Below are 24,570 nucleotides of genomic sequence, written 5' to 3' on the forward strand. Positions count from 1 at the left end.
GTTTCCGATCCGGAAGCGAAAGAAATGTTTTTAGATGGCTAATTTGGAGATCTTTTACTCTAGTTTACAATATATAATATCCAATGTACAACTGAATTCACTGCAAGGCCAATCCCTATAATTTGAATCGTAAGAACTAACCAATGATTTGTCTTAAAACGGCTATATTCATCTAAGCTCAGAAAAGCTAAAAGAATTTTGTAACCATCAGAATTCAATATTGGGATTAAGTTCCACAATAAAGTAGACGAGAAAAGCATAAATGCCATAGTTAATGCTTCACTGGAAAATGTAAATTGATTTATTAATTCTAATGTATTTATTAAAAGATAATTGATAAACAAGCCAAATAAATGAACGATTATCTTTTCATTTCTTGATAGCATGTAGGTTTCATTCAATTGGACATAAAAAGCAGGAAATACATAAAAATTCAGTTTGAATCCCACTTTATCAAAGTTTTTCCCGAAAAATTTTAAGGAATAAATATGTCCCAGTTCATGAAGCACTATATTCATTATAAAGTAAATAACTATAATTATCCACATTTTCCAGCCGTAAAATACTGAGGACAATCCATTTTGCAATTTTATTAAATGAATATAATTTAATATGAACATGAGAGCCGTAAAGGATAAGAACAGATAAAAAAACTTTGGTGATACTTTCTCTTTATACATTTTAAAACGTAATAATTGTTCACCTGACAGAGAACTTAAACTATTTTTATAGTATTCTCCGCTTTTTTTGTCTTTTATAAATACGTTGTTTTGCACAAGCACTTCATATTTTTCATCTTCATACTTTAAAATTTTCATTATAGTATTTTTCCATATAAGGATAGAAGTAGTTTATTTTTTCTGCAGAGTTGAATAAGGAACCACAAACTCCACAAATAGAGGAAAATTCATAAGGAATGTCAAATTCCTCTATCTTGTTATTCTCTTTTAAAATATTCAAAAACCATTTGAATCCTTCTTTTCTAAGAATAAATAATAGCAAATTGGAATTTAACTTTTCCACGGTTCTTTCGAAACTTTGGTTATATTCTTCCCTTAGGGTTATTTTCGTTTCAAAAATAGCAGGGGAACAACATGGATAAATTTCTCCATCATGATGATATACAATGTCATATCCGGGACAATGTAAGGAATCTTCATCTTCAAGACTGTAAAATTTATGTATGTTTTCTTGCTTAATTCTAGTTTTAGCAGCGCCAACTGATATCATTGGAAATTTTGTTATCTTTACACCTAAGATTGAATCCCCCAATTCCTCTAAAATATGGTTGGACATTTTGTCTTTGGTAACTGCCATATTAAGAGAAATATCGATATCAGGGTATTTCCTGCTATGTTCTAATATGTTTTTAATACTGGAAGACTTGACAAATGGAGCATGGTACTCATCATAACTTATAGTCAGTGCTATCACATTTAAAGAATTCATATCATGAAAGTACTCCTGGACCTTTTTCTTGCTCAAACCCCAAAATCCATTAGAGATCAACGTTATTTGTTTTTCATATGGTTTAATGATTTCCATTAGTTCTTTTAAAAATTTATAATCTAAAAAAACTTCCCCACCTGTAAAAGAAATCACTTGAATGGTTTTGTTTTTTGCAAATTCAGTTACTAACTCTCTTATGTATTCTTTTTCCATCCTGGTTGTTGAAGTTGGTGAACTAGAAAAACAACAATGGTCACAGGATGCATTACACCTTGAATCTAAATTGATTGATACTGTTTTATTATACATGAAATATCCCCCAACAAATGGTAAAGGAGAGTTAGACTCTCCTTTGTACCCCTCTAATTAATGACCACTTCCAAGAATCCAGCGATTTTCTTTTGATTTTACAAAATACCAAAGATCATTCACTTTTGCTAGCTTTTGTGATTCATCTAATAGACCCTTAAATTCTAAGTTTTTCACAGTCTCATTGTTAGTGTTTTCCTTTTTCATATTATCCCTCCTTCTTTTCTAATATAAAGCAATTATTCTATATGATTCAATACATGTCAATATATTGTACCTAAAAAATCTGAAAAATGTCACTATTCTTGGTATATAAAGCCTATAGTCCTCTAGCCCCTCTAAGCTATACCGAATGAAAGGCCATAGTTTGATTTAAAGCTTCGTAATGAAAAGTAAAACATCAATATTGACTACACTAGTTAAGGGATATAAAGATTTTAAGTGGAAGAAATGAGGCAAACAATCTTACCCTAAACCAACCTGTACTGAAAAGCTGTTTTAAGCTCTTGCTTCCCCCATTTGGCACCTCTTTCTCTCGTTTTAATTGTCTCTAAAAGCAGTTATGCGGTACTATCATATAAAGGTCCAATGATGAAAAACAATGTCATACTTTTAAATTCACCTTATCATGCACATGCTCATAAATAGGGGTTTATTCTAAAAAGGGGATGGACGGTTTTGGAAAGCAAGTATCTAGATCTACTCGCGCAAAAATACGATTGTGAAGAAAAAGTGGTAACAGAAATCATTAATTTGAAAGCGATATTGAACCTGCCAAAGGGCACTGAGCATTTTGTCAGTGATTTGCACGGGGAGTATCAGGCATTCCAGCACGTGCTGCGCAATGGTTCAGGACGAGTCAAAGAGAAGATACGCGACATCTTCAGCGGTGTCATTTACGATAGAGAAATCGATGAATTAGCAGCATTGGTCTATTATCCGGAAGACAAGCTGAAGTTAATCAAACATGACTTTGATGCGAAAGAAGCGTTAAACGAGTGGTATAAAGAAACGATTCATCGAATGATTAAGCTCGTTTCATATTGCTCCTCCAAGTATACCCGCTCCAAATTGCGCAAAGCACTGCCTGCCCAATTTGCTTATATTACGGAGGAGCTGTTATACAAAACAGAACAAGCTGGCAACAAGGAGCAATATTACTCCGAAATCATTGATCAGATCATTGAACTTGGCCAAGCCGATAAGCTGATCACCGGCCTTGCTTACAGCGTTCAGCGGCTGGTGGTCGACCATCTGCATGTGGTCGGCGATATTTACGACCGCGGACCGCAGCCGGATAGGATTATGGAAGAACTGATCAACTATCATTCTGTCGATATTCAGTGGGGAAATCACGATGTCCTTTGGATCGGCGCCTATGCCGGTTCCAAAGTGTGCTTGGCCAATATTATCCGCATCTGTGCCCGCTACGACAACCTGGATATTATTGAAGACGTGTACGGCATCAACCTGAGACCGCTGCTAAACCTGGCCGAAAAATATTATGATGATAACCCAGCGTTCCGTCCAAAAGCAGACGACAACAGGCCAGAGGATGAGATTAAGCAAATCACAAAAATCCATCAAGCGATTGCCATGATCCAATTCAAGCTTGAGAGCCCGATTATCAAGAGACGGCCGAACTTTAATATGGAAGAGCGGCTGTTATTAGAGAAAATAGATTACGACAAAAACGAAATCACGCTAAACGGAAAAACATATCAACTGGAAAACACCTGCTTTGCGACGATTAATCCGGAGCAGCCTGACCAGCTATTAGAAGAAGAAGCAGAAGTCATAGACAAGCTGCTATTCTCTGTCCAGCATTCCGAAAAGCTGGGCCGCCATATGAATTTTATGATGAAAAAAGGCAGCCTTTATTTAAAATATAACGGCAACCTGCTAATTCACGGCTGTATTCCTGTCGATGAAAACGGCAATATGGAAACGATGATGATTGAGGATAAACCGTATGCGGGCCGTGAGCTGCTCGATGTATTTGAACGGTTCTTGCGAGAAGCCTTTGCCCACCCGGAAGAAACCGATGACCTGGCGACAGATATGGCCTGGTATTTATGGACAGGCGAGTACTCCTCCCTCTTCGGAAAACGCGCCATGACAACATTTGAGCGGTATTTCATTAAAGAAAAGGAAACACATAAAGAAAAGAAAAACCCGTATTATTATTTACGCGAAGACGAGGCAACCTGCCGAAACATCCTGGCAGAATTCGGCCTCAATCCAGATCATGGCCATATCATCAACGGCCATACACCCGTAAAAGAAATCGAAGGAGAAGACCCAATCAAAGCAAACGGAAAAATGATCGTCATCGACGGCGGCTTCTCCAAGGCCTACCAATCCACAACAGGCATCGCAGGCTACACGCTGCTATACAACTCCTACGGCATGCAGCTCGTCGCCCATAAACACTTCAACTCCAAGGCAGAAGTCCTAAGCACCGGAACCGATGTCTTAACCGTGAAACGCTTAGTGGACAAAGAGCTTGAGCGGAAGAAAGTGAAGGAAACGAATGTTGGTGAGGAATTGCTGCAGGAAGTTGCGATTTTGGAGAGTTTGCGGGAGTATCGGTATATGAAGTGAGGTGTATGGAGGGGGTTCAGAGATATTCTCTGGGCTCTTTTTTTCGATTTCTCATTTAGCACAGAAAATTGCTAACAAGTATGGTTATCTATTCGTCATAAAATCCTTAAAAAATACCAGTGCAAATAAAGGAAGAAGCTACTTTGTACAAACATAAATTAAAATCCGGGTATCAAACAAACCCGAAGAAGATTACATGAGGTTATTTATAAACATGAAAAAGAATGACGGAGCTGGTACAGACGTTGCATTTTGAAGGTAGCACATTTCTTGAAAATACCCATTCGTCTGCTGCGGCGTTAAAAGCCGGTTTCTACTTCGTATTTTAGACTTTCGATGATAATAGAGCCCTTACCTTGAATATACAAACCTGAACTAATAGAAGTCATATAAGATTAATTTCTCTTAAAAAGTTTAGGATACTTATTTTAATTGAACAAACAAAAAGGAAGTTTAAGCGTAAGTACATTAACCACCTGGTTTTACCTAATGCTGGAGATACCGCTGAATACTAAGATACATACAAAAAGTTCCAAACCTCAACGATAGAGCTTAAGATGACGTTCGATCATGCAGATGTTCATATTGACGTTGAAGGGAACGCAACCCTGAAAGATCACGTAACTGGCGAGAAGCAAATTCTCCCTAAAAGATCAATTAATAAAAATACTGTTCCCGTTACACTAGTACAAAAGATCAAAAGGCACGTTTGGAATCTGGATATTTGTATTTACTTTATGGTGAATTGATTAATGTCTTCAATGACGATATAAACATCTACCTTTGCTACGTTCCGCATTCAAAAAAATAACGCCAAAAACACCTCTCCGATCAAGAAGTTTGTATTCGGTTACATTCAATCACTTCGATTTTCCTGAAAGATAGCGTTTCTGACGTTGAAGATCTTTTAAGGTATCTATAAAAAGTGCAATAATAGAAACCACCAAGGATAAGTATATATTATTAGATTAAAACAAAAAGATTAAAGTAAACTGTTTAAGTCCTTTAATTTATTATACCGATACTTTCCTTTTCCATCTGATATCGGACCCATCCAAAATTACATAAATCACCCAAAAACTCTTTATCTGCTAAATCTTTTGGAATACCTATTGTAATTAAATGAGAAGGTCTACTTAAAGCTACATATGCTAATTTTAGAGCTTTATATGTTTCGGACTGTTTAATTCCATCTTTTATTAGATAAGGCTCTTGATAGTTACCTACTAAATACTCTCTAATTAATTCAACAATATTGTAGCTGTTACCACTTGAAAAGTCTTCAAAAACTGAGTTCAATAGAAGTAAAGTAGAGCGATGAGTTTCTCCCTTTACAGAGTGAATGGTACCAACATAAAATTCGTCCTTAATACTTTCCATTTGCTCGGATGCAGTAGTTGGTATTTCCAGTTGGAAATTCCCTATATGGTCTCGTAAGTTTATAATCGATAATTCTACTTCTAGAGTACGAGATAATTCAGCAAGTGTTTTTTCTACATATAATTGAACTTCATTTATCTCCTTACCAAGCAACAAACTTTTTACGCCCAAACTCAAGAATGACTTACAATTATGATTATTTTCCAACATACCCTTGATCTCTTTGACTGATATATTTTGAGCTTTTGCAATTAAACCAAGAAAATAATCATATGTTTGTTTAACTCTACTTTGGCTTTTTTTGACCTTTACAGTTGGCTTAGTATAAAAGCTAAATATCTCGGTCAAATCATCATGTTTAACCGATAAGATAGCATCTTTTTTAGTAGAACTCGAAAATATTTCAGAAACACTACTTTTTTCACTGATAAGATTTCTATAAGTATTAACTAAATCTTCATTATTTTCATATATTATAAAATGTGGTTTAAATGAATCTACTGTGTTTAGAGAACGAAAATTGTGATATTTTTCTATACATAAGTTTCTGACAACTTTCGCAATATCTTCACTAAACCTAGAAGTCTCTGAAATATCATACCTAGGCATCACCTCTAACTCTTCTGAAGGAACCCAGGCATCACTATTGTCTTCATAAATATTATATAAGGCTTGATACGGATCACCATATCTTTGGAAAGAGAGATCATTATCATAAAAAATCTCATTCAATAATGTATATTGCAATTCATTAGTATCTTGGGCCTCATCAAGCAATACAAAATGAAATCTTTGGGATATGGCTTTCCTTATCAGGTCTCTATTATTATTGATGTACCAATTTGCTAATTCAAGACACTGCTTATTAGTTACTAACCCTTTCTTAAATAGTTGTTCAATACTTTTCTCAAGGCCTTCTTTATAAGATGAGTTTGCATTACTAATAATATGGAATGAAGAGTCTCCATTTATTCTAAGTTTTGGATTGCAATTGAATACATTTGGAGTTCGATATGTATACCAATGTGGTTTATTTATTTCGAAATACTCCTCAAAAAGTTCTCTATACTCTTCATCTTCTAAAACCCTAAACCTTCTGTCGCCTAACAACTTATGAAATGCTTTCTTTGTGAAAAATCTATTGAAAAATTCTTGTATAGTTCCTATAAAATTTGGATAGTCAATATTTTTGATACCTATTTTATTTAGTGAGATTTTAATTTCATCAACAGCAACATTAGTATGTGTAATTAAACAAGTACCCTTAGTATAACTGTTTTTACCAGTTAATAATAGGGCACATTTTGCTGTAAGAACAGTTGTTTTTCCTGAACCTGGACCTGCCACAACATTTGCTGAGCCTGAGTTAAGAATCACTTCTTTTTGCTGACCAGAGAAACTGGCACCCTTGGGTAATAATCTTTTCTCGATTTCTTCTAAATATTTTTCATTAACTAACATTTACATTACCTCCACTACATTATTTGTTGAATTAGAGGTATGAATAATTGCATCTACTAAGTACTTCAAATAATTATCATTTAAGACTTTCTCTCTTAAACTCTTTGCTTTTTCTGGAGAAGTTTTAATTCCATTATTAATAACAGCAGCTAACGTTTGGGCAACCTCTGCTTTTGAAACGATCTTATCATTTAACGGTTTAAATATTTCATAGGCTGTTATTTCAGGGTTTCTTTTATGATCCTTAATTTTACAAATCATTTCATCATACTCTTTTTTATATCTACCTTCAAAAGGCTTTTTATACCTCATTGTATGGATGCTTTTATAGAGTAATTTTCTTAACACGCTAAAAGCTAAACTATACTCTAGCGTCCATTCCGGGGCTATATATAGCCCTAAATTACAATTGTACTTCTTATATTGATCACTGATTAGTTCTCTTTTATCCTTAGCCTCAGAAATTAAATATTCCTTACTGATCTCGGTTGTTAACAGAGATATCAAGTGTTCTTCATTATCTGATGTCACTTTAAATCCAAAATCTTTAGCTAATTTTCTTAATGTGGAATACTTTTTCCCAATATAATCCTCGTTTATCTTATCTTCTTGGATACATAAATATGTTAGTATTTCTTTCAGTTTTTCCTCATTCTTAACAACAAAGATATTCTTCTCTAAATCCTCTAATTCATAATAAATATAGGGTTTGATATCTATATCAGTTACAATCGATATCGGTATGTTAATCTCGGATAATTTCATCTCATCTTTCCAAAGCTTTGACCTTGAAAATAGTCTAATATATCTCTCAAATGATGTACCCCTTACATTAACAACGGATATACCATGTTTATGTAGTGGATATCCTATTAAATTTGCCAAAGCAGGTAATAAGAACATCTCAGACTCTCCTTCAACAAAGATAATTCCTTTAGCAAAGAATAGATTACTCTTCGTTGAATCTAAAAATCTTTCCAAGAATTTATAATCGTTTGCGTCCAACTTAGTATATTTCTCACTCATTGGATATGCTTTTTGGTCATGTATCAATATAATATTCTTAGGATCTACCGACGATACTAAATTGGTGCTGTGGGAGGATAAGATAAACTGACTGTTATTATGTTCTTTCTTTAGCTCTTCTTCTAAAAATTTTATCAGTCTAATTTGTGCTTGCGTATGTAGATGTGCCTCTATCTCTTCAATTAAGGTTATATTTGGTCCTATGATTTCCTCTGTTGATAAGTAGTTATTTAATAATAATAATTCAGTTGCTATGAATAGTAAGTTTAAATTACCCAAACCGAGATTTACATCTTCAGTATTTAAACTTAATTTTCGAAGAATGGAATTTAAATCTGTTTGACTAACCTCAAATTTGGCTTTTGATTTACTTTGATCCAGATTATCATAAAAATCACTCAAAAGATTTTCTATATCATTAATTAAAGAGTGCCCCTCAATGTACTCATCCTCAAAATACTCTTCAATTTGTTTATTGGCTTCCCTCATCACTTCTATTAATCTATGATTTTCTTGTTCTGTATTCTTAAACGTTGGGTGCGCCTTTAAAATATGAACTAACCTCGACCTAAAACCAGGTTTCAACTCTGCACTCGCATCTCTTAACGGTTTTAAATAAGTTACTTTTAGTAAATTTCTAGCTTCTACATCTAATCTACTTTCAAAATCCTCTTCACCAGCCAATAATCTTCTGTCCAAATATTCAATGCCATTTTCATTTTTGCGTTTTTCTACTCTAAGGATTAATCGCAAGCTATACTTACCTTCTTCATCGAACGATAACCACTCAAGAAATGCTCCTGCTTCTTTATCACTTAAATCTGTAAAAATTCCTTCTATATAAAAATGATCACTATAATTATCCTTAGATGGACTATAAAAATCTTCTTGATTGAATTTAATGTACTCTTCACTTACACTACCCAATAGATATCTAATTCCATCGATTATTGCTGTTTTCCCAGAATCGTTTTCACCTACTAAGAGATTGAATGTAGGATTCAAATATACTGTAACTCCTGGTGAACCATCATTATTTGTACTAAACTGTCTGAAATTAAATAAGCTTAAACTACTTAAATACATAGTCCTCCTCCTTTATTAGTGAAGACAAAAGATTACTGGTAAGAGGTACGGTTAAAATATATTTGAAATAATGTAATTTCATTCTATATAGATTTACTTTAAATCAATAGAACCTTAAATGATTTACAGCATGCCCTTTTAGAATGTGATTCGCAGCTCGGTTTTCCCCCTAAAACCTAATAATATTTTGTCTCTCTATGTTTCCCACTCTGTTTTTCTCCTCTATCTTTCCTGAAACTCAATTTTTCCTCTATTTATGATAAGGCTCCCCACGATTAATCCGAAAAGCCCGATAAATCTGCTCCACCAGTATGAGACGCATCAACTGATGAGGAAACGTCATTTTCGAGAACGACAGCTTTTCATCCGCTCGCTTCATCACCGTGTCACTCAATCCGAGTGATCCGCCGATGACGAAGGTGACTTTGCTTTTTCCATATGTAGCCAGCTTATCTATTGTATCGGCTAGTTCTTCGGATGTTTTCATTTTTCCTTCGATGGCGAGGGCGATGACGTGGGCGTCGGGGCTGATTTTTGATAGGATGCGGTCGCCTTCTTTGTCTTTTATGATTTTCATGTCCTGGTCGCTTAGGTTTTCCGGCGCTTTTTCGTCCGGGAGTTCGATGATGTCGATTTTTGCGTAGGCCGAAAGTCGTTTGGTGTATTCTTCAATGCCTTGCTTGAGGTATTTTTCTTTTAGTTTTCCGATTGTCACAATATTGATATTCACAGGTCATCCCCACTTTAAAAACAAGTTATTCATATATGTTGTCCACAATTGTGGATATCTTTTCTGTATTTTGTGTAAGATCATTCGTTCCCCACTATATATACTGCGGGGTCTCCACATAATTCACAGGCTGTGGATAAACTGTTAGTATGTTCGATTTTTCTGATTTCGGGCGGCAGCTCGTGGTCGTCTATGTACATATCCAGCACCGTTTCGATGTGTTCTTCACAGGAATAATACGCTTGTTTCATGTTCAAATCCTCCGATGTTTTCTTCCATTTTTACAAATGTTCTCTTCTCAATATAACCTATTTATTCACATGTTAGTAGTGCTTCGGGCTGAGTTTTATCCACAATTCGACAAACAAGCTGTTGATGACTCTATTTCGCTCGTGTGTTAGTTTGGATGTAACCGATGTGTGGGGAGGTCTGCATTTGCGCTTTAGATGGGTTTGGCTTTTTGTGATCATGCTGCTGCTTGGTGGTTGTCAGCCATCTTATTGGGTGTTAGAGAAGGATCGACTTGATGAAGTGACAGATATTAAAATGTACGTAAATGATCTTCAAATGCATGATGACGTAAAAGGATATCAAGTCTTCACCATATCAGAAGGTAAAAAAATGGTCGTCGTGTCTCTCGGAAGCAGCGAGAAAGATAAGAAGCTTGAAGTGTCAGACGTCAAATTCTCACCTAAAGAAACGATTGTAACTGTGAAACGAAAACCTGCTCCTACGGCAAATGAGAAAAACCCTTATATTTTGATTGGACTGGACAAAATCGAAGGGGACTTAATTGTCCAAGACGAAACAGGAAATCGCTTTGAAGAAACGGATTACCAGCAATAAAGCCGGCGTTCTGAGAACGTCCGGCTTTTTCTTTTACTTCAATGTTCCATGCGGGTCGATGACGAATTTTTTGGCTGCGCCTTTGTCGAAGTCGCTGTAGCCTTTTGGCGCGTCGTCCAGAGAAATGACGGTGGCATTGACGGCTTTTGCGATTTGCGCTCCGCCGCTCAGGATCGCTTTCATCAAATTGCGGTTGTATGTCATGGCGGGTGTTTGTCCGGTGACGAAGGTGTGGGCTTTAGCCCAGCCGAGTCCGAAGCGGATTTTTAGTGAGCCTGTTTTGGCGTCCGCATCCTTTGCACCGGGATCTTCGGTCACGTATAAGCCTGGAATGCCAAGGCTGCCTCCGACCTGGGTGACGTCCATGATTGAGTTCAGCACGGCGGCAGGCGCTTCTCCTTGATTGCCGTGTCCGGATGCTTCAAAGCCGACACAGTCCACTGCGGCATCAACGGTTGGTTCACCTAGTATTTGTTCAATTTGCTCGCCGAGGCGGTCGTGTTTTTGCACGTTGACCGTTTCACAGCCGAAGCTTCTCGCCTGTGCCAGTCTGTCTTCGTTCAGATCGCCGACAATCACGGTTGAGGCGCCTAGGAGCTGAGCGGAGTGTGCAGCTGCCAAGCCAACAGGCCCCGCTCCCGCGATATAAACGGTTGAACCTGTTTGCACGCCCGCTGTGTAAGCTCCGTGGAAGCCGGTCGGGAAAATGTCGGACAGCATGGTCAAATCGAGAATCTTTTCTAACGCCTGTTCTTTATCAGGGAATATCAAAAGCTGAAAATCAGCGTATGGCACCATGACGTATTCAGACTGGCCGCCGACCCAGCCGCCCATATCGACGTAGCCGTAAGCCGATCCCGGCCGGTCCGGATTGACATTCAGGCACACATGCGTTTTCTGCGTTTTGCACATCACACAGCGTCCGCAGGCAATATTGAAAGGAACGGATACGATATCTCCTTTTTTGATAAATTCAACATCACGCCCCGTTTCAATGACTTCTCCCGTAATTTCATGCCCGAGCACCAAGCCTTCTGGCGCCGTTGTGCGGCCTCTGACCATATGCTGGTCGCTTCCGCAAATGTTGGTTGTAATGACTTTGAGAATAACCCCATGCTCACATTTTCGATTCACATTCGCCTTCGGGACGCCGGGCCCGTCCCTCAAGATTAACTCCGGATAACCGATATCCTCCACCGCTACAGTCCCTTTGCCTTTGTACACAACCGCTTTGTTTCCTGTCAACGCCATTCCTCCCATTCATGTGTTTGGACTCTCCGTCCTTGAACATGACTTCGGTTCGGCATGACTCTTTCCCTTTCTCACGACTGTTTTTTCTGTATTCTTACAACAACAAATATGCCAAGAAAGCAGCCAATAATGGTTCCGGCGATGTCTAAAAAGTCGACTTTACACCCATTTAACAGGAACACAGTAATGGCCGAAACCATGCAGATCATAACTGCCAGAAGAATAACCCGTTTGGTACGCATGTAATTCCTCCTTTAGATTCGTTTCTAAAACATACCCAAAATCCTCTGCAAACTTCGGTTCAACAAAAAAAGAGACTTCACACCAGTCTCTTCATAATTAGAGATCACTCAAAAAATTTCCTGAGAAATAATGTGACAACACTGGTTACCAACGCAATCGCCGTATACATAACAACCCAAAACATGAATGAGCTATTGCCCGAAGCTAACGTAAATAACAATATCAAGCTCGCGATAAGAACGATGAGCGGTGCCACCCAAAACCTCTTAAATAAAAAATGACCCGCTATACCAAATACACCTGCGATGATCGGAAAACCAAAAACGATAAATAAAACGGCAATGGCTCCCATACTAACCTCCTTGCCTTAAAACCTCTTCATCACCTCAACATCATACAGCTTCAAATGACTCTTCGGCGTCACGACATCCTTTACCTTCCTAATCTCTTTTTCTTTCATTTTCTTTCCGGTTTTCAAACTGTACTGTTCAATGTAGGCAGGCTTGTTATACGTGTATGTGAAGAAATAGAGGCTGCTGCCTTTTTGGGTGATTTCTTTGAAATCGGCTTTCATTTTGTCCTGGGAAAGGGTGAAGGCGATGCTTGTTTTTCCTGTCTTGGCATCGATTTTGTGTACCTTTCCGAAGCCGTCAATGAAATACAGGTTCCCGTCATAAGGGAAAAAGCTGTTTTTAAAGCTGAAGGGCATGGAGCTGTATATCGTTTGTTCGTCGTTTTTGTATTCGGCGATGTCATGCAGCTCTACTTTGCCGCTTTTTTTGTTAATCTTGACCATTTGATAGAGATTGTGGGCTTTTTGGCCGCGAACCATGACATACACAGCTTGGTCGTCCACGGCAAGCTGGGATTCGACTGAGGCTCCTTCCCGGTACTGCCATTCCGTTATCGTGTGATAAGTGAGCTTCTTCTGATCCGCTTGAATCTGAAGGAGCTCATAGCCTTTTTCGTCAGCTGTCGGGACGAGTGCGTAAATGGCGCCGTCATGAAAACCGGAGGCTCGGATGTAGTAGGGGATGACGTCTTTTTTCCACTCTCCGTCCATTTGGCGGTACAGCTCTGAGCGGTATCCTTCTTTCTTTTTGTCGTAGCCGGAGTTGTATAAGGTGTAAAAGCCGTCCGTGTTTTGCAGAAAGCCTGCGCTGTCGCCTGTGTGCTGATAGGTTCTTTTATGGGAGCGCAGACCGTTTTTGATCGTATAAATTTTGTTTTTGTCCTCCAGCATCACACTGTCGCCGTGAACCTCGGCTGAGCCCAGCTCAAGGCCCTTCATCTTAAAGGAAGACAGCGTCCCGTCCTGGCTGATAAACAGGGCGTAGCTTTTCCCGCCGCCAAATGCATCTTGATCTGCAGAGGATGAAAAATACAGCAGGACTTCTTTGTCATCCAGGAAATCGGGGTTTCTGAGATCCTGCTGACTTACGGTTTTATGGCTTTTGAGAGGAGAAATGAAGACAAATAGTGCGATTCCTGCGAGAATCAGCATGGCGATGGTAATCATCCACTTTTTCATAGCCTTCTCCTTAGTAAATGGTCATGATAGTTGTCGTATACGAAGAACTTGTGATGTCGCGCGGATACACGCCTAAGCCTCCGTTGCTGTCTATATCAATCCCTGCTTTTAGCAAAAAGGCAGACCATAGGAGCTTTGAACAGTTTTTGGCGCCGTCATGGCCGGTATTTCTGTTATTGACGAAGTTAAATGAGTATGGGTCGCCGACTTTTGATACCGCCCAGTCGGCAGCAGCTGTTTTTTGAGATGAGGATACGCTGACGGTTTGCACAATGGAGTTGTCTTCCACGTCTCTGGCATTATAAGCGATCTGCCTGACGCCGTCGCCCGGGACAGATTCAACAATTTTGTCAGCAGCGGAGTACATGCCGACGTGGCCATGATTGTAGTAGGCTGTGTAGGAGTTCGTGTAATAGATATTGCCTTTCGCGCTTGTCGGGAGTTTTTTCGTGCCGGACGACCCGCCCATGATAGACATGCCGCTTTCCTTGGCGAGCCGGTCTCCTTCTGCTTTATCAGCCGTGATTTCCTTATAGAACTGTTTTAGGATAACGTCCTGCTTTACGTGCTGCTGTTTGGCAATCTGGCTGGCAGATTTCATGATTTCTTCCGGTGTCGTGCCTGGCTGCAGTGCGGCAATTTCTTCAGCATAATTTGTGGTCTTTACGGCTTTGGCGGGAGAAACAAACAGGCCGCCGCACATTGTAAGCGCTACCAAAAACATCGACACTCGTTTCTTCAACTTCATTACATCTCCTCTTTTCTTGTGAGTGTAGGAAAGGTAATTTCCTCACCCACATTATATTAGGAAAATAAGGAAAGTAACTAGGTTATTTACAGAATTTTTAGAAATCGTTTACAGAAAAAGGCCTTTATCAGGCCCTTTTCGTTAAAGCTTCTTGCTCATCACTACGTCTGTTTCTTGAAATCCGGTTTGCTCATATAGCTTTCGCGCCGTCTGATTATGGGCAAAGACATGAAGGGACAGCTTGCGGATTCCCATACTGCGTGCCGTTTGATCTAATGCCGCCAATGCTTGCTTTGCGTAGCCCTTTCCCCGATACGGTTCATATAACCCGAAATCATAAATAAACGCTTCCTGCTGCGGATGCTCCGGTTCAGCATGTATCCAGAGCCAGCCAACGATATCCTTTTCATTCAGCTTGAGGCTCCACAAATGGTGATGGGGTGTTTCCAGCCCTCTCGGAAGCAGATCAGTAAACGCCTGCTTAGACAAAAGCTGTGCATCTTCAGGCAGCCATGTTCCCGCTTTTACCTTTTCTTTCGCGTAATGCTTTGTTGTGTACGTGAGATAAGACCGAAATTCTTCTGTCTGCATTGGGCTCAGCATAATTGTCATATCATCTCTCCTTCATATATTGACTAGAGGATTTTACATAAAATAGAAAGAGGTGTTACTATCAGAATAAGCAACTGAGATTGATAAGTCACTAGAGAAAGGAGTTTCACATGAATAAGATTGCACCCGCAGAAATCGCTAGCATGCTCAACGATTGGTACCTTGCTATCAAGAAACATGAAGTTGAAGAATCCTCCCGTTTATTTGAAGAAGTGAAGCCTTTATTGGATGACATGGAAGAGGATCAGGAGGTGCTTGCCTACTTCTCCTTATTGGAACTGCGCCACAAGGTTTTGCTTCACGAGGCGAGAGGACAGGGCTTTCAGCATGAGGAGCCTTCTCATATGAATGCTACGTCTGACATGCTGAAATATTACTTTTTTCTGTTTGAAGGCATGTATGAGGCCTATAAAAATAATTATGACATTGCCATTGGGCTGTATAAAGATGCAGAGCAGTATCTCGACAACATTCCCGATCCGATTGAGAAAGCCGAATTTCACCTGAAGGTCGGAAAGCTCTATTATAAGCTGGGACAAAATATTGTATCCCTCAATCATACACGGCAAGCGGTCAAAACGTTCAGGGAAGAGACTGATTATAAAAAGAAGCTGGCTTCAGCGCTGATTACCATGTCAGGCAATTTTACAGAGATGAGCCAGTTTGAAGAAGCTGAGGCTTATTTGGACGAAGCAATTCGGATCACGAGTGAATTAGAGGATCATTTTTTTGAAGCCCAGCTTTTGCATAACTTCGGCCTTCTTCATGCGCAAAGCGGCAAATCAGAAGAAGCGGTTTCGAAATTAGAAGAGGCCTTACAGAACGATGAGTATGCCCGCTCCGCCTATTATTATCATTCTGCCTACCTGCTGATACGAGAGCTGTTTAAGATCAAAATGAAAGAACAGGCCTTATCTTATTACCAAGAAGTGAAGGAAAAATTGGCTGCTGAGCCGAATAGAATATGTGAGGCAAAAATAGACATTTTATATGCCATTTATGCAGAAGGGGGTCATGCGGAAACGTTTTACTTATGCAAACAACATATGGATGACTTGTTGTCCGAGAAAGAGTATGACAGTGTAAGAGAACTTTCCATTTTGGCTGGCGAACGGTATAGGGAACTTGAGCTTTACAAAGAAGCTGCCCACTTTTTTTATGAAGCATTACAGATTGAAGAACTGATTAAACGAACGGAGGTTATATAAATGAAAAGATTTCTGATTGGCGCAGGCGTCGCAGCGGTGATTTTATCAGGTTGGTTTATTGCAGACCATCAAACCCATTCACAGGAAATGAAAGTCGCTGAGAAAATGATTGGATAAATGAAAAACCCCCGCGGGTGCGGGGGTTCAATTTAACGAAAGAATCCTAAAACGGTTTGTAGTTTTAGGATTCTTTCATCTTTTCAGCGTGATTGAAAACCCTTGAAGTCTAGGAAGAACGAGCATTGGAGCGCAGCGAATGTTTGGAATTCGTGAGCACCGAAGCGCAGGCCTGACAACGAATGCGAGGGTTTGTCGACACGCTGAAACCCCCGCGGGATGCGGGGGTTTTCTTATTACAGCAGCTTCTTCCCTAACAGGGATTCTACGAGCTCTACTGCTGTTTTGCCTGTTTTGTTTTTGTGATCAAGGATCGGGTTAACCTCAACGAATTCGGCTGAGGTAATGATGCCTGCGTCATACAGCATTTCCATAGCCAGATGGCTCTCCCGGTAGCTGATGCCGCCGACGACAGGGGTTCCGACACCCGGTGCGTCGTTCGGATCAAGTCCGTCCAAATCAAGGCTCAGATGGACACCATCACATGCTGATAAATAATCAAGGGTTTCTTCAATGACCTTTGTCATACCAAGACGGTCGATTTCGTGCATTGTGTACACCTTCATGCCGCTTTCCTTAATGTACTTGCGCTCCCCTTCATCAAGTGACCGGGCGCCAATGATGACGACGTTTTCCGGTTTGATTTTAGGCGCGTAGCCTTCAAGGTTAACCAGTGACTCGTGGCCAATGCCAAGGCTGACCGCGAGCGGCATGCCGTGAATATTGCCCGATGGTGAAGTTTCAAGTGTATTCAAATCTCCGTGCGCGTCATACCAGATGACGCCGAGATTATCGTAATGCTTCGCTGTGCCTGCAAGCGTGCCGATCGCAATACTGTGGTCACCGCCCAGGACAAGCGGGAATTTTTTCTCTTCAATGACTTTGTTGACCTTTTGCGCGAGTTTTTCATTTCCCGCCAAAACGGAATTCAGGTTTTTCAGTTCCTCGTCATTTTTGATTTTTTCGCGGTTGATCGGAATGTCACCGAGATCTTCAACCGTATACCCCATGTCTGACAGCCGCTCGATCAGATGAGCGTACCGGATGGCACTCGGGCCCATATCCACTCCGCGTCGTGCTTGTCCTAAATCCATTGGCATTCCAATAACCGAAATCGTTTTATCCATCTGTGATTCCACCTCAACATTTAAGATAATGTCCTATGCGGGTTATAACAAAGATGACTTGCGGACAACGTTTTTAAAGCTCTAGCTGACGATTTGCCTGCTGGCGTTTTTTAATGACGACATGATAAATGATGTAGCAAATGACCATAAACGGTACGCCGCAATACAGCGCGATACGCTGCTCCGGATCAAATGCAAGACTGATGAGCACGACCGTATTTAATGTTAGGCCGATCAGCGGAAGCACCGGGTACAGCGGTGTTTTAAATTTCAAATCTTCTATCTTCCCGCCTTCGCGGATATATTTGCGTCTAAACATGATTTGGGAAAGCGAGATCGTAATCCAGCCGACCTGCGCGCTCATACCCGCCAAAGATAACAGTACCATATATACAGTTTCAGCCTGCGCAAACTTTGTCAGAAGTGATAGGCAGGCCACAGCCATCGTTACGATTAACGAGTACATCGGTACACCGCGCTGATTTGTTTTTCCGAGCGCTTTGAAGGCCTGTCCTTCATTCGCCATCGCGTACAGAATACGTGTCGATGCGTATAAACCTGAATTCGCAACAGATAACAGCGCGATTAAAATAACAAAGTTCATGATATCAGCTGCATATGGGATTCCGATTTGCTCAAATACGGCAACAAATGGACTTTCCACGACACCCGCCTGTTTCCACGGAATCATGCCGGCAATGACAATGATTGAAAGCACAAAGAAGACAAGCGTTCTCCATACTGTCTGTTTGATTGACCGTGGAATCGTTTTTTCAGGGTCTTCACTTTCTCCGGCTGCAACCCCGATCAGCTCAGTCCCCTGAAACGCAAAGTTCACGGTAATCATCGTAATCAGCATTGCCTTTATGCCGTTCGGAAATAACCCGTCTTCATAAAAATGTGTCAAAAACGGCGCCTGCTCTCCGCCCTTCAGATCAATCAGGCCAAACATGGCAGCTCCGCCGAGAATAATAAATAAAAGGATAATCAAAATTTTAATGCCTGAGAACCAGAATTCAGATTCCGCAAAGGCTTTTGTGGTGATCGCATTTAAAATAAACATCAGTGCCGCAAAGACCAGACACCAGATCCACACGTCTATATGCGGAAACCAGCGTTGCATCAGCTGCCCCGCTGATAAAAATTCAATGGCGCATGTAACCGCCCAGCCGAGCCAGTACAGCCAGCCGAACGCAAACCCGAAAGCCGGGCTGATAAATTTCGTGGCATAGGTCTGGAAGGACCCCGACACAGGAAAGGCGACTGCCAGCTCTCCTAAGCAGAGCATGGTCAAAAACATGATAAAGCCGCCCACTAAATAGGACAGAACCGCGCCGAGCGGTCCCGCCTGGTTAATGGTAAACCCGGTTCCAAGGAAGAAACCGGTTCCGATCACTCCGCCCAATGAAATCATGAACAAGTGGCGCGATTTCATTGTCCGCTGGAGCTGATTTCCGTTATCTTGGTTTGTATTCACATTCTGCACCCCTTCAGCAACTTGTATTGGATCTAAGCTGGAACATCTGCATGGTGCTATCCCAGTTTGCTGTCCAAAGAGTCTCTATCTATTTAATATAAAATTCACTTCTTCTCATAAAGATACATTATACTAAAATACTGTAGCTGAGCAAATAGGGAGTGCTAATTTTTCTGTTGTAAATTTATACAAACGAAGTGAATATCCCGCCATGGTGCGGATTTATGCGTTTTGCAGCACGTGCTTAATTTTCTCTATCGCCCAATCCAAATCCTCTTTGGAAATGATTAATGGCGGTGCAAAACGAATGACTGTATCATGCGTTTCCTTGCATAAAAGCCCTTCTTCCTTCAAACGCTCACAATACGGACGTGCGGCTTCTGTCAATTCCACACCGATAAACAGCCCTCTGCCGCGGACTTCTTTAATGACAGGGCTGTCAATGCTCTCAAGCTCGCTTTTAAAGTATTCGCCAAGCTCAAGAGAACGATCCGCCAGTTTTTCATCCTCCAGCACTTCTAATGAAGCGATAGACACTGCACATGCAAGCGGGTTTCCGCCAAATGTTGAGCCGTGTGAGCCTGGGTTAAACACGCCTAGGATCTCGCGGTCCGCCGCAATGCATGAGATCGGGAACACACCGCCGCCAAGCGCTTTGCCCAAGATATACATATCAGGAACAATGCCGTCCCAGTCACAGGCAAACGTCTTGCCTGTACGTCCGAGACCCGTTTGAATTTCATCCGCAATAAACAAGACATTCTCTTCCTTACAAATCGCCGCCGCTTCCTGTAAAAATCCTTCAGGCGGAATCACAATGCCCGCTTCGCCTTGAATCGGTTCAAATAAGAATGCCGCTGTATTCGGCGTAATGGCCTGTCGAAGCGCTTCCACATCGCCGTAAGGAATGAGTTTGATTCCCGGAAGCATCGGGCCGAATCCTCGTTTATATTCCTCTTCAGAAGAAAGAGATACCGCCAGCATCGTGCGGCCGTGGAAGTTCCCGACACATGCGATAATTTCCGCTTGATTGTCAGCTACTCCCTTCACTTCATACGCCCAGCGTCTCGCCGCTTTCACCGCGGATTCAACCGCTTCGGCTCCTGTATTCATCGGCAGAATCATCTCTTTGCCTGTCAGTTTAGCTGCTTTTTCGTAAAACGGCCCAAGCTGATCGTTATGAAACGCGCGTGACGTGAGGGTGATTTTATCAGCCTGATCCTTTAATGCCTGAATGATTTTCGGGTGTCTGTGCCCCTGGTTTACCGCAGAATAAGCACTCAGCATATCCATATATTCATTGCCTTCCGGGTCCTTTACCCAAGCACCCAGCGCTTCAGAAATAACAATCGGGAGCGGATGATAATTGTTGGCTCCGTAATGAGACGTCTGATCAATAATTTCTTTGGATTTAGATAAAGCTGGCATATTTGAATTCCCCCTTGTTTTCTGTTTCAACATGTTATCCTGCTTTCCCTTTATATAAATGCAAGTTCTGTGCCAAATCAAGAATTCGTGTGTTTTCTACAATTTTCGAGGACAAGGTGCAAAAACATTCTGATATTTCGAGCAAAAATTCCCGCAAGTGCAAAATTCTTTTGCATATCCTCTCCGTTTTTTTATAAAATAGAAGCAATATTAAGAAAATAATTGAGGGAGGTTCATACAGTGGTCAAAGACAGCGAATTCCTCACATTGGTTTTTCAGAGCATTTTAGATGAAATCGATGTTGGCCTGCACGTGGTAGACGAGCATGGAAACACAATCGTTTATAACAATAAAATGATGCAGATTGAAGATATGGAGAAGCATGACGTCTTGAATAAAAACCTGATGGATGTGTTTATGTTTTCAAAGCAGCAGGACAGCACACTGGTACAGGCTCTTCAGGAAGGCAAGACGATTAAAAACGTCAAACAGAGCTATTTCAATAATAAGGGCCAGGAAATTACGACGATCAATCATACATATCCCATCGTCCAAGACGGCAAAATCAGAGGCGCCGTTGAAATTGCCAAGGATGTGACAAAGCTTGAACGGCTGATCAGGGAGAATATGAACAAAAAAGGCAGCACAACCTATACGTTTGACAGTATTCTCGGCACCAGTCCGGCCATTCAAGACGTCATCGAAAACGCCAAGCGGGCAACCCGTACGTCATCATCTGTCCTTCTCGCAGGCGAAACCGGCACGGGAAAAGAACTGTTCGCGCAAAGTATCCATAATGGAAGCGATCGTTCTGGCGGCCCGTTTATTTCGCAAAACTGTGCGGCATTGCCAGACAGCCTTGTGGAAAGCATTTTGTTTGGGACGAAAAAAGGCGCGTTTACCGGCGCTGTCGACCAGCCCGGCCTGTTTGAACAAGCCCACGGCGGGACGCTGCTGTTAGATGAAATCAACTCGCTGAATCTCAGCCTTCAGGCGAAGCTGCTGCGCGCCCTTCAAGAGCGGAAAATCAGGCGCATCGGTTCAACAAAGGATACACCGATTGACGTACGTATTATTGCCACGATGAATGAAGATCCAATTGATGCAATTGCAGGCGAACGAATGCGGAAGGACTTGTATTACAGGCTGAGTGTCGTGACGCTGATCATCCCGCCGCTTCGGGAACGAAAAGAAGACATTTTGCTTCTTGCGTCGGAGTTCATCCAGAAAAACAACCATCTGTTCCAAATGAATGTTGAACACATCAGCGATGACGTGAAGCAATTTTTCCTTTCTTATGACTGGCCGGGAAATATTCGCGAGCTTGAGCATATGATCGAAGGCGCAATGAATTTCATGACGGACGAGCAAACGATTACGGCTTCCCATCTGCCCTATCAATACCGCATGAAAATCAAGCCGGCTGACATCCCAGAGCCGGAAACACCAAGACACCAGCCGGCCGCGGACTTAAAAGAAAAAATGGAAAGCTTCGAAAAATATGTGATAGAGAACGTGTTAAGAAAACACGGCCATAACATCTCGAAAGCTGCTCAGGAGCTTGGCATCAGCAGACAAAGCCTCCAATATCGGCTGAAGAAATTTTCTCACTCGTCTAACGAATAATCCGGAGCAGGAAGCCTGATCAGAAAAACAGTGCCTCTGCCGATTTCACTTTTCACGTCAATCGTCCCATTGTGACTGTCGATAATCGATTTCGTTATGGCAAGGCCTAATCCCGAACCTCCATATTTTCGGGAGCGGGATGGGTCTGCCCTGTAAAACCGGTCAAATAAATGCGGCAAATGCTCCGGCGCGATGCCTGTGCCGTTGTCCGCTATCATCAACCTCACGCCGTCACTGCCTCTTTGCAGAGAGATGGTGATGGCACCGGTTTTCTCATTTGTATACTGCACCGCGTTATAAACCAAATTCAAAATGACCTGTTTCATCTTATCTCTGTCAAACACCGCTTCAGCATCATCCTCAAGCCACAGCTGCAGTCTTCTTTCTTTTGCAAGCAGACTGAGCTGCGGCTCCATTTCCCTTATGAGCGCATCGAGATTTCCTCTCTTCATTTCAAAGCTCGGCACCCGATCAATTTTTGCTAAAAACAACAGATCCTCTATCAGCCGAGTGGCTCTCTTCGACTCTTCATACATACTATTCAGCGCCCTATCTCTCTGCTCCGGCTGAAGCGCGGCGCCACGCAGCAGCACTTCGATAAAGCCGTGTATGGACGTTAAAGGCGTTCTCAATTCATGTGAAGCGTCTGATACAAATTGCTGGATGCGCTCCTTCGCTTCTTTTTCTGCTTTAAATGACGTTTCAATCCGCTCCAGCATGCGATTAAACGAAATGGCAAGCGTATCAATTTCCATTTGTTTTCGATATACAGGAAGCCTTTTATTCAAATTTCCTGCATTAATATCTCCCATCATATGTACCATTTGTGATAACGGTTTAAGCGTATGTCTGACCACAGGCAAGAACGTGAAAAGCCCGAGCAGGAGCGCAACCAGCGAGAGCGTGGAATAAATGCTGATTTGCCGGAGCAGTACGTCCTTCAGTGGTTCTGTTAAAGTACTCATTTGGATCACGCCTGCTTCTTTTCCATCAATAGTAATAGCCTGAAACACAATCAGCACTTCCTCGCCGGATTCATTTTTCGTGATTTTGTAATGCAAGGCCATCGTATCTTTTAATGCCTCATCATATACACTTTTTTTCACTGTTGGCGGTGCTCCCGCATATGGATCGGTCGACAATACCGTACTGTCTTTTGTTTTCTTATCCATAAAAACAATGGTCACGCCCGGATAGATAAAGGCGGGACGGACAGCACCATCTGACTTTTCCGAGCTGTCGGGATGGCTTTTGTATGTTTTAATATTATTCCAGATGGTTGGCTCCGTTGAGTTGATATAACTTTGAATGCTGACAGCTCGGTTTTCATATAAGAGGCGTTTACCAAACACATATTGCATAGCGCCGACAAACACCAATAGAAGAACGAGAATGCATAATGAACGGAATAAAAGCTGAAAGCGCAGTGTTTTGAATCGTTTTTTCATTCAATATCCACCCGATAGCCCGCACCCCGAACCGTTCGGATCACTTCATGCTTTTTGTCATTCAATTTTTCCCGCAAGGAACGAATGTACACTTCAACAATATTTTCTTCTCCGTAAAAATCATACCCCCATACTTTATCCAGAATCCTTGCTTTACTGAGCACAAGGCCGTGATTCAGCACCAAAAACTTTAAAAGCTCGTATTCTGTTGCTGAAAGCTTGAGCACCTCTTCCTGATAGCGGATTTCTCTGCGCCGATCATCAATTCGAAACGGACCGAGCGCGAATTCTTCAAACAGGTTGGGAAAGTGATCCCGAATTCTCGCATAGATTCGCGCCAGCAGCTCTTCAAAGCTGAAGGGTTTGATCATATAATCATCAGCGCCCTCTGTCAGCGCTTTTACCCGAACCCCCACCTCATCCTTGGCCGTAAGCATAATAACCGCGGTATGGCCGGTTTTTTTTATCATTTTTGATACTTCCAGTCCATCCATTCCGGGCATCATCACATCCAAGATGGCCACATGCGGCTGAAATGTCTTTACGGTGTTCATCGCTGTCATTCCGTCAGCTGCTGTCTTCACTTCAAAGCCTTCATTTTCAAGACCCATTGTCAAAAAATCTAATATCGCCGGTTCATCGTCCACGAGCAAAATCTTGATGCCTTTCATCCTATTCATGCTGTGCTCTCTCCTTAGTTGGCATAAACCTCTGATTAGTTTTTTCCCTTCCCCTCCTATTATTCGTTTTTACCTGAAAACAAACTGAATCTTCCCTAAAAATCAGCTGAATTCAGCAAGTTTTCAGCCAGCCCTCATTTGATTTTCAGCTTCGGCCTATACAATTGCCTTAGTTGGTACAGC

23 protein-coding genes and 1 pseudogene are annotated in these 24,570 nt (G+C 41.4%); 6 read left to right on the forward strand and 18 right to left on the reverse strand.

The annotated features are described in order from the left end of the window. Window positions 1–59 precede the first annotated feature (59 nt). The 3 genes from liaK to MHI44_RS11020 are packed head-to-tail and all read right to left on the reverse strand — an operon-like array spanning window position 60 to window position 1,965. The gene (gene liaK, locus MHI44_RS11010; protein WP_339201930.1) at window positions 60–818 is read right to left on the reverse strand and encodes a zinc metalloprotease LiaK; all 759 of its coding nucleotides are present in this window, start codon (window positions 816–818) and stop codon (window positions 60–62) included. Continuing rightward, window positions 799–1,758 carry a YydG family radical SAM peptide epimerase gene (locus MHI44_RS11015; RefSeq protein WP_003242609.1) on the reverse strand — a complete coding sequence of 320 codons (960 nt, stop codon included), beginning with the start codon at window positions 1,756–1,758 and terminating at the stop codon, window positions 799–801. The genes liaK and MHI44_RS11015 overlap by 20 nt, the downstream gene beginning before the upstream one ends. A 57-nt stretch (window positions 1,759–1,815) precedes the next feature. Beyond that, window positions 1,816–1,965 carry an epipeptide YydF family RiPP gene (locus MHI44_RS11020; protein ID WP_014478520.1) on the reverse strand — a complete coding sequence of 50 codons (150 nt, stop codon included), beginning with the start codon at window positions 1,963–1,965 and terminating at the stop codon, window positions 1,816–1,818. 471 nt (window positions 1,966–2,436) lie between these two features. Here MHI44_RS11020 and fbp point away from each other — a divergent pair, with 471 nt between their 5' ends. Together fbp and MHI44_RS11030 are read left to right on the forward strand one after the other, a co-directional pair. Continuing rightward, window positions 2,437–4,362, forward strand: coding sequence for a fructose-1,6-bisphosphatase (fbp, locus tag MHI44_RS11025; protein ID WP_014478521.1), 1,926 nt, complete (start codon window positions 2,437–2,439; stop codon window positions 4,360–4,362). Between the two features lie 548 nt (window positions 4,363–4,910). Further along, a pseudogene (locus MHI44_RS11030) lies at window positions 4,911–5,063 on the forward strand (Pathogenicity island protein); the annotation flags it as partial. Window positions 5,064–5,367: 304 nt separating this feature from the next. Here MHI44_RS11030 and MHI44_RS11035 read toward each other — a convergent pair. From MHI44_RS11035 to MHI44_RS11050, 4 genes are all read right to left on the reverse strand, one after another. Beyond that, window positions 5,368–7,203 carry a UvrD-helicase domain-containing protein gene (locus MHI44_RS11035; RefSeq protein WP_339201934.1) on the reverse strand — a complete coding sequence of 612 codons (1,836 nt, stop codon included), beginning with the start codon at window positions 7,201–7,203 and terminating at the stop codon, window positions 5,368–5,370. Then, entirely contained in the window at window positions 7,204–9,315 is a 2,112-nt protein-coding gene (locus MHI44_RS11040) for an AAA family ATPase (RefSeq protein WP_148343403.1), read from the reverse strand. Window positions 9,316–9,565: 250 nt separating this feature from the next. Further along, on the reverse strand, window positions 9,566–10,045 hold the full coding sequence (rlmH, locus tag MHI44_RS11045) for a 23S rRNA (pseudouridine(1915)-N(3))-methyltransferase RlmH (RefSeq protein WP_003243164.1): 480 nt from the start codon (window positions 10,043–10,045) through the stop codon (window positions 9,566–9,568). Window positions 10,046–10,125: 80 nt separating this feature from the next. Further along, window positions 10,126–10,296, reverse strand: coding sequence for a CxxH/CxxC protein (locus MHI44_RS11050; RefSeq protein ID WP_003219122.1), 171 nt, complete (start codon window positions 10,294–10,296; stop codon window positions 10,126–10,128). A gap of 184 nt (window positions 10,297–10,480) precedes the next feature. Between MHI44_RS11050 and MHI44_RS11055 the strand changes: the two genes are divergently transcribed. Then, complete coding sequence (locus tag MHI44_RS11055) at window positions 10,481–10,891, forward strand: hypothetical protein (protein ID WP_339201940.1); 411 nt, start codon at window positions 10,481–10,483, stop codon at window positions 10,889–10,891. Window positions 10,892–10,924: 33 nt separating this feature from the next. Here the strand turns inward: MHI44_RS11055 and fdhA are convergent, their stop codons facing one another. From fdhA to MHI44_RS11085, 6 genes are all read right to left on the reverse strand, one after another. After that, window positions 10,925–12,151 (reverse strand): formaldehyde dehydrogenase, glutathione-independent, encoded by a 1,227-nt coding sequence (gene fdhA, locus MHI44_RS11060; RefSeq protein WP_339201941.1) that lies wholly within the window; start codon window positions 12,149–12,151, stop codon window positions 10,925–10,927. Window positions 12,152–12,213: 62 nt separating this feature from the next. Further along, a complete protein-coding gene (locus tag MHI44_RS11065; RefSeq protein ID WP_327847087.1) occupies window positions 12,214–12,384 on the reverse strand; it encodes a hypothetical protein in 171 nt (56 codons plus the stop codon). A 104-nt stretch (window positions 12,385–12,488) separates the two neighbouring features. After that, window positions 12,489–12,737 carry a DUF2651 family protein gene (locus MHI44_RS11070; RefSeq protein WP_003226970.1) on the reverse strand — a complete coding sequence of 83 codons (249 nt, stop codon included), beginning with the start codon at window positions 12,735–12,737 and terminating at the stop codon, window positions 12,489–12,491. A gap of 15 nt (window positions 12,738–12,752) precedes the next feature. Then, complete coding sequence (locus tag MHI44_RS11075; RefSeq protein ID WP_339201942.1) at window positions 12,753–13,916, reverse strand: hypothetical protein; 1,164 nt, start codon at window positions 13,914–13,916, stop codon at window positions 12,753–12,755. Window positions 13,917–13,926: 10 nt separating this feature from the next. Then, the gene (locus MHI44_RS11080; protein WP_015715046.1) at window positions 13,927–14,664 is read right to left on the reverse strand and encodes a YiiX/YebB-like N1pC/P60 family cysteine hydrolase; all 738 of its coding nucleotides are present in this window, start codon (window positions 14,662–14,664) and stop codon (window positions 13,927–13,929) included. Between the two features lie 141 nt (window positions 14,665–14,805). Beyond that, window positions 14,806–15,276: a GNAT family N-acetyltransferase gene (locus MHI44_RS11085; RefSeq protein WP_339201943.1), complete on the reverse strand. Its 471-nt coding sequence runs from the start codon at window positions 15,274–15,276 to the stop codon at window positions 14,806–14,808. Window positions 15,277–15,386: 110 nt separating this feature from the next. On the opposite strand from MHI44_RS11085, the gene rapG reads away from it, so the two are divergent. Next, entirely contained in the window at window positions 15,387–16,484 is a 1,098-nt protein-coding gene (rapG, locus tag MHI44_RS11090; protein WP_088327346.1) for a response regulator aspartate phosphatase RapG, read from the forward strand. Continuing rightward, window positions 16,485–16,601, forward strand: a complete 117-nt coding sequence (locus MHI44_RS11095; protein ID WP_003226961.1) for a Phr family secreted Rap phosphatase inhibitor — start codon at window positions 16,485–16,487, stop codon at window positions 16,599–16,601. 236 nt (window positions 16,602–16,837) lie between these two features. Here the strand turns inward: MHI44_RS11095 and rocF are convergent, their stop codons facing one another. From rocF to rocD, 3 genes are all read right to left on the reverse strand, one after another. Further along, entirely contained in the window at window positions 16,838–17,728 is an 891-nt protein-coding gene (gene rocF / locus MHI44_RS11100) for an arginase (RefSeq protein WP_003226959.1), read from the reverse strand. A gap of 73 nt (window positions 17,729–17,801) precedes the next feature. Beyond that, window positions 17,802–19,205, reverse strand: coding sequence for an amino acid permease (locus tag MHI44_RS11105; protein WP_014481465.1), 1,404 nt, complete (start codon window positions 19,203–19,205; stop codon window positions 17,802–17,804). Window positions 19,206–19,427: 222 nt separating this feature from the next. Then, complete coding sequence (gene rocD, locus MHI44_RS11110) at window positions 19,428–20,633, reverse strand: ornithine aminotransferase (RefSeq protein WP_339201944.1); 1,206 nt, start codon at window positions 20,631–20,633, stop codon at window positions 19,428–19,430. Between the two features lie 240 nt (window positions 20,634–20,873). Here rocD and rocR point away from each other — a divergent pair, with 240 nt between their 5' ends. Continuing rightward, the gene (gene rocR, locus MHI44_RS11115; RefSeq protein ID WP_003244510.1) at window positions 20,874–22,259 is read left to right on the forward strand and encodes an arginine utilization regulatory protein RocR; all 1,386 of its coding nucleotides are present in this window, start codon (window positions 20,874–20,876) and stop codon (window positions 22,257–22,259) included. Here rocR and MHI44_RS11120 read toward each other — a convergent pair. Next, window positions 22,241–23,707: an ATP-binding protein gene (locus MHI44_RS11120; RefSeq protein WP_339201945.1), complete on the reverse strand. Its 1,467-nt coding sequence runs from the start codon at window positions 23,705–23,707 to the stop codon at window positions 22,241–22,243. The two genes, rocR and MHI44_RS11120, sit on opposite strands and share 19 nt — an antisense overlap. After that, entirely contained in the window at window positions 23,704–24,387 is a 684-nt protein-coding gene (locus MHI44_RS11125; RefSeq protein ID WP_038428106.1) for a response regulator transcription factor, read from the reverse strand. The genes MHI44_RS11120 and MHI44_RS11125 overlap by 4 nt, the downstream gene beginning before the upstream one ends. Window positions 24,388–24,570 lie beyond the last annotated feature (183 nt).

The sequence above is a fragment of the Bacillus sp. FSL K6-1366 genome, from assembly GCF_037976695.1.
GTDB classification, from domain to species: domain Bacteria; phylum Bacillota; class Bacilli; order Bacillales; family Bacillaceae; genus Bacillus; species Bacillus subtilis.

Coding starts and splice junctions, on each gene's coding strand:
- MHI44_RS11125 (WP_038428106.1), bottom strand. CDS start 24,387: ATGAATAGGATGAAAGGCATCAAGATTTTGCTCGTGGACGATGAACCG.
- rapG (WP_088327346.1), top strand. CDS start 15,387: ATGAATAAGATTGCACCCGCAGAAATCGCTAGCATGCTCAACGATTGG.
- liaK (WP_339201930.1), bottom strand. CDS start 818: ATGAAAATTTTAAAGTATGAAGATGAAAAATATGAAGTGCTTGTGCAA.
- rocF (WP_003226959.1), bottom strand. CDS start 17,728: ATGGATAAAACGATTTCGGTTATTGGAATGCCAATGGATTTAGGACAA.
- MHI44_RS11085 (WP_339201943.1), bottom strand. CDS start 15,276: ATGACAATTATGCTGAGCCCAATGCAGACAGAAGAATTTCGGTCTTAT.
- MHI44_RS11065 (WP_327847087.1), bottom strand. CDS start 12,384: ATGCGTACCAAACGGGTTATTCTTCTGGCAGTTATGATCTGCATGGTT.
- MHI44_RS11050 (WP_003219122.1), bottom strand. CDS start 10,296: ATGAAACAAGCGTATTATTCCTGTGAAGAACACATCGAAACGGTGCTG.
- rocD (WP_339201944.1), bottom strand. CDS start 20,633: ATGCCAGCTTTATCTAAATCCAAAGAAATTATTGATCAGACGTCTCAT.
- MHI44_RS11080 (WP_015715046.1), bottom strand. CDS start 14,664: ATGAAGTTGAAGAAACGAGTGTCGATGTTTTTGGTAGCGCTTACAATG.
- MHI44_RS11035 (WP_339201934.1), bottom strand. CDS start 7,203: ATGTTAGTTAATGAAAAATATTTAGAAGAAATCGAGAAAAGATTATTA.
- MHI44_RS11015 (WP_003242609.1), bottom strand. CDS start 1,758: ATGTATAATAAAACAGTATCAATCAATTTAGATTCAAGGTGTAATGCA.
- MHI44_RS11020 (WP_014478520.1), bottom strand. CDS start 1,965: ATGAAAAAGGAAAACACTAACAATGAGACTGTGAAAAACTTAGAATTT.
- MHI44_RS11095 (WP_003226961.1), top strand. CDS start 16,485: ATGAAAAGATTTCTGATTGGCGCAGGCGTCGCAGCGGTGATTTTATCA.
- MHI44_RS11075 (WP_339201942.1), bottom strand. CDS start 13,916: ATGAAAAAGTGGATGATTACCATCGCCATGCTGATTCTCGCAGGAATC.
- MHI44_RS11070 (WP_003226970.1), bottom strand. CDS start 12,737: ATGGGAGCCATTGCCGTTTTATTTATCGTTTTTGGTTTTCCGATCATC.
- MHI44_RS11040 (WP_148343403.1), bottom strand. CDS start 9,315: ATGTATTTAAGTAGTTTAAGCTTATTTAATTTCAGACAGTTTAGTACA.
- fdhA (WP_339201941.1), bottom strand. CDS start 12,151: ATGGGAGGAATGGCGTTGACAGGAAACAAAGCGGTTGTGTACAAAGGC.
- MHI44_RS11120 (WP_339201945.1), bottom strand. CDS start 23,707: ATGAAAAAACGATTCAAAACACTGCGCTTTCAGCTTTTATTCCGTTCA.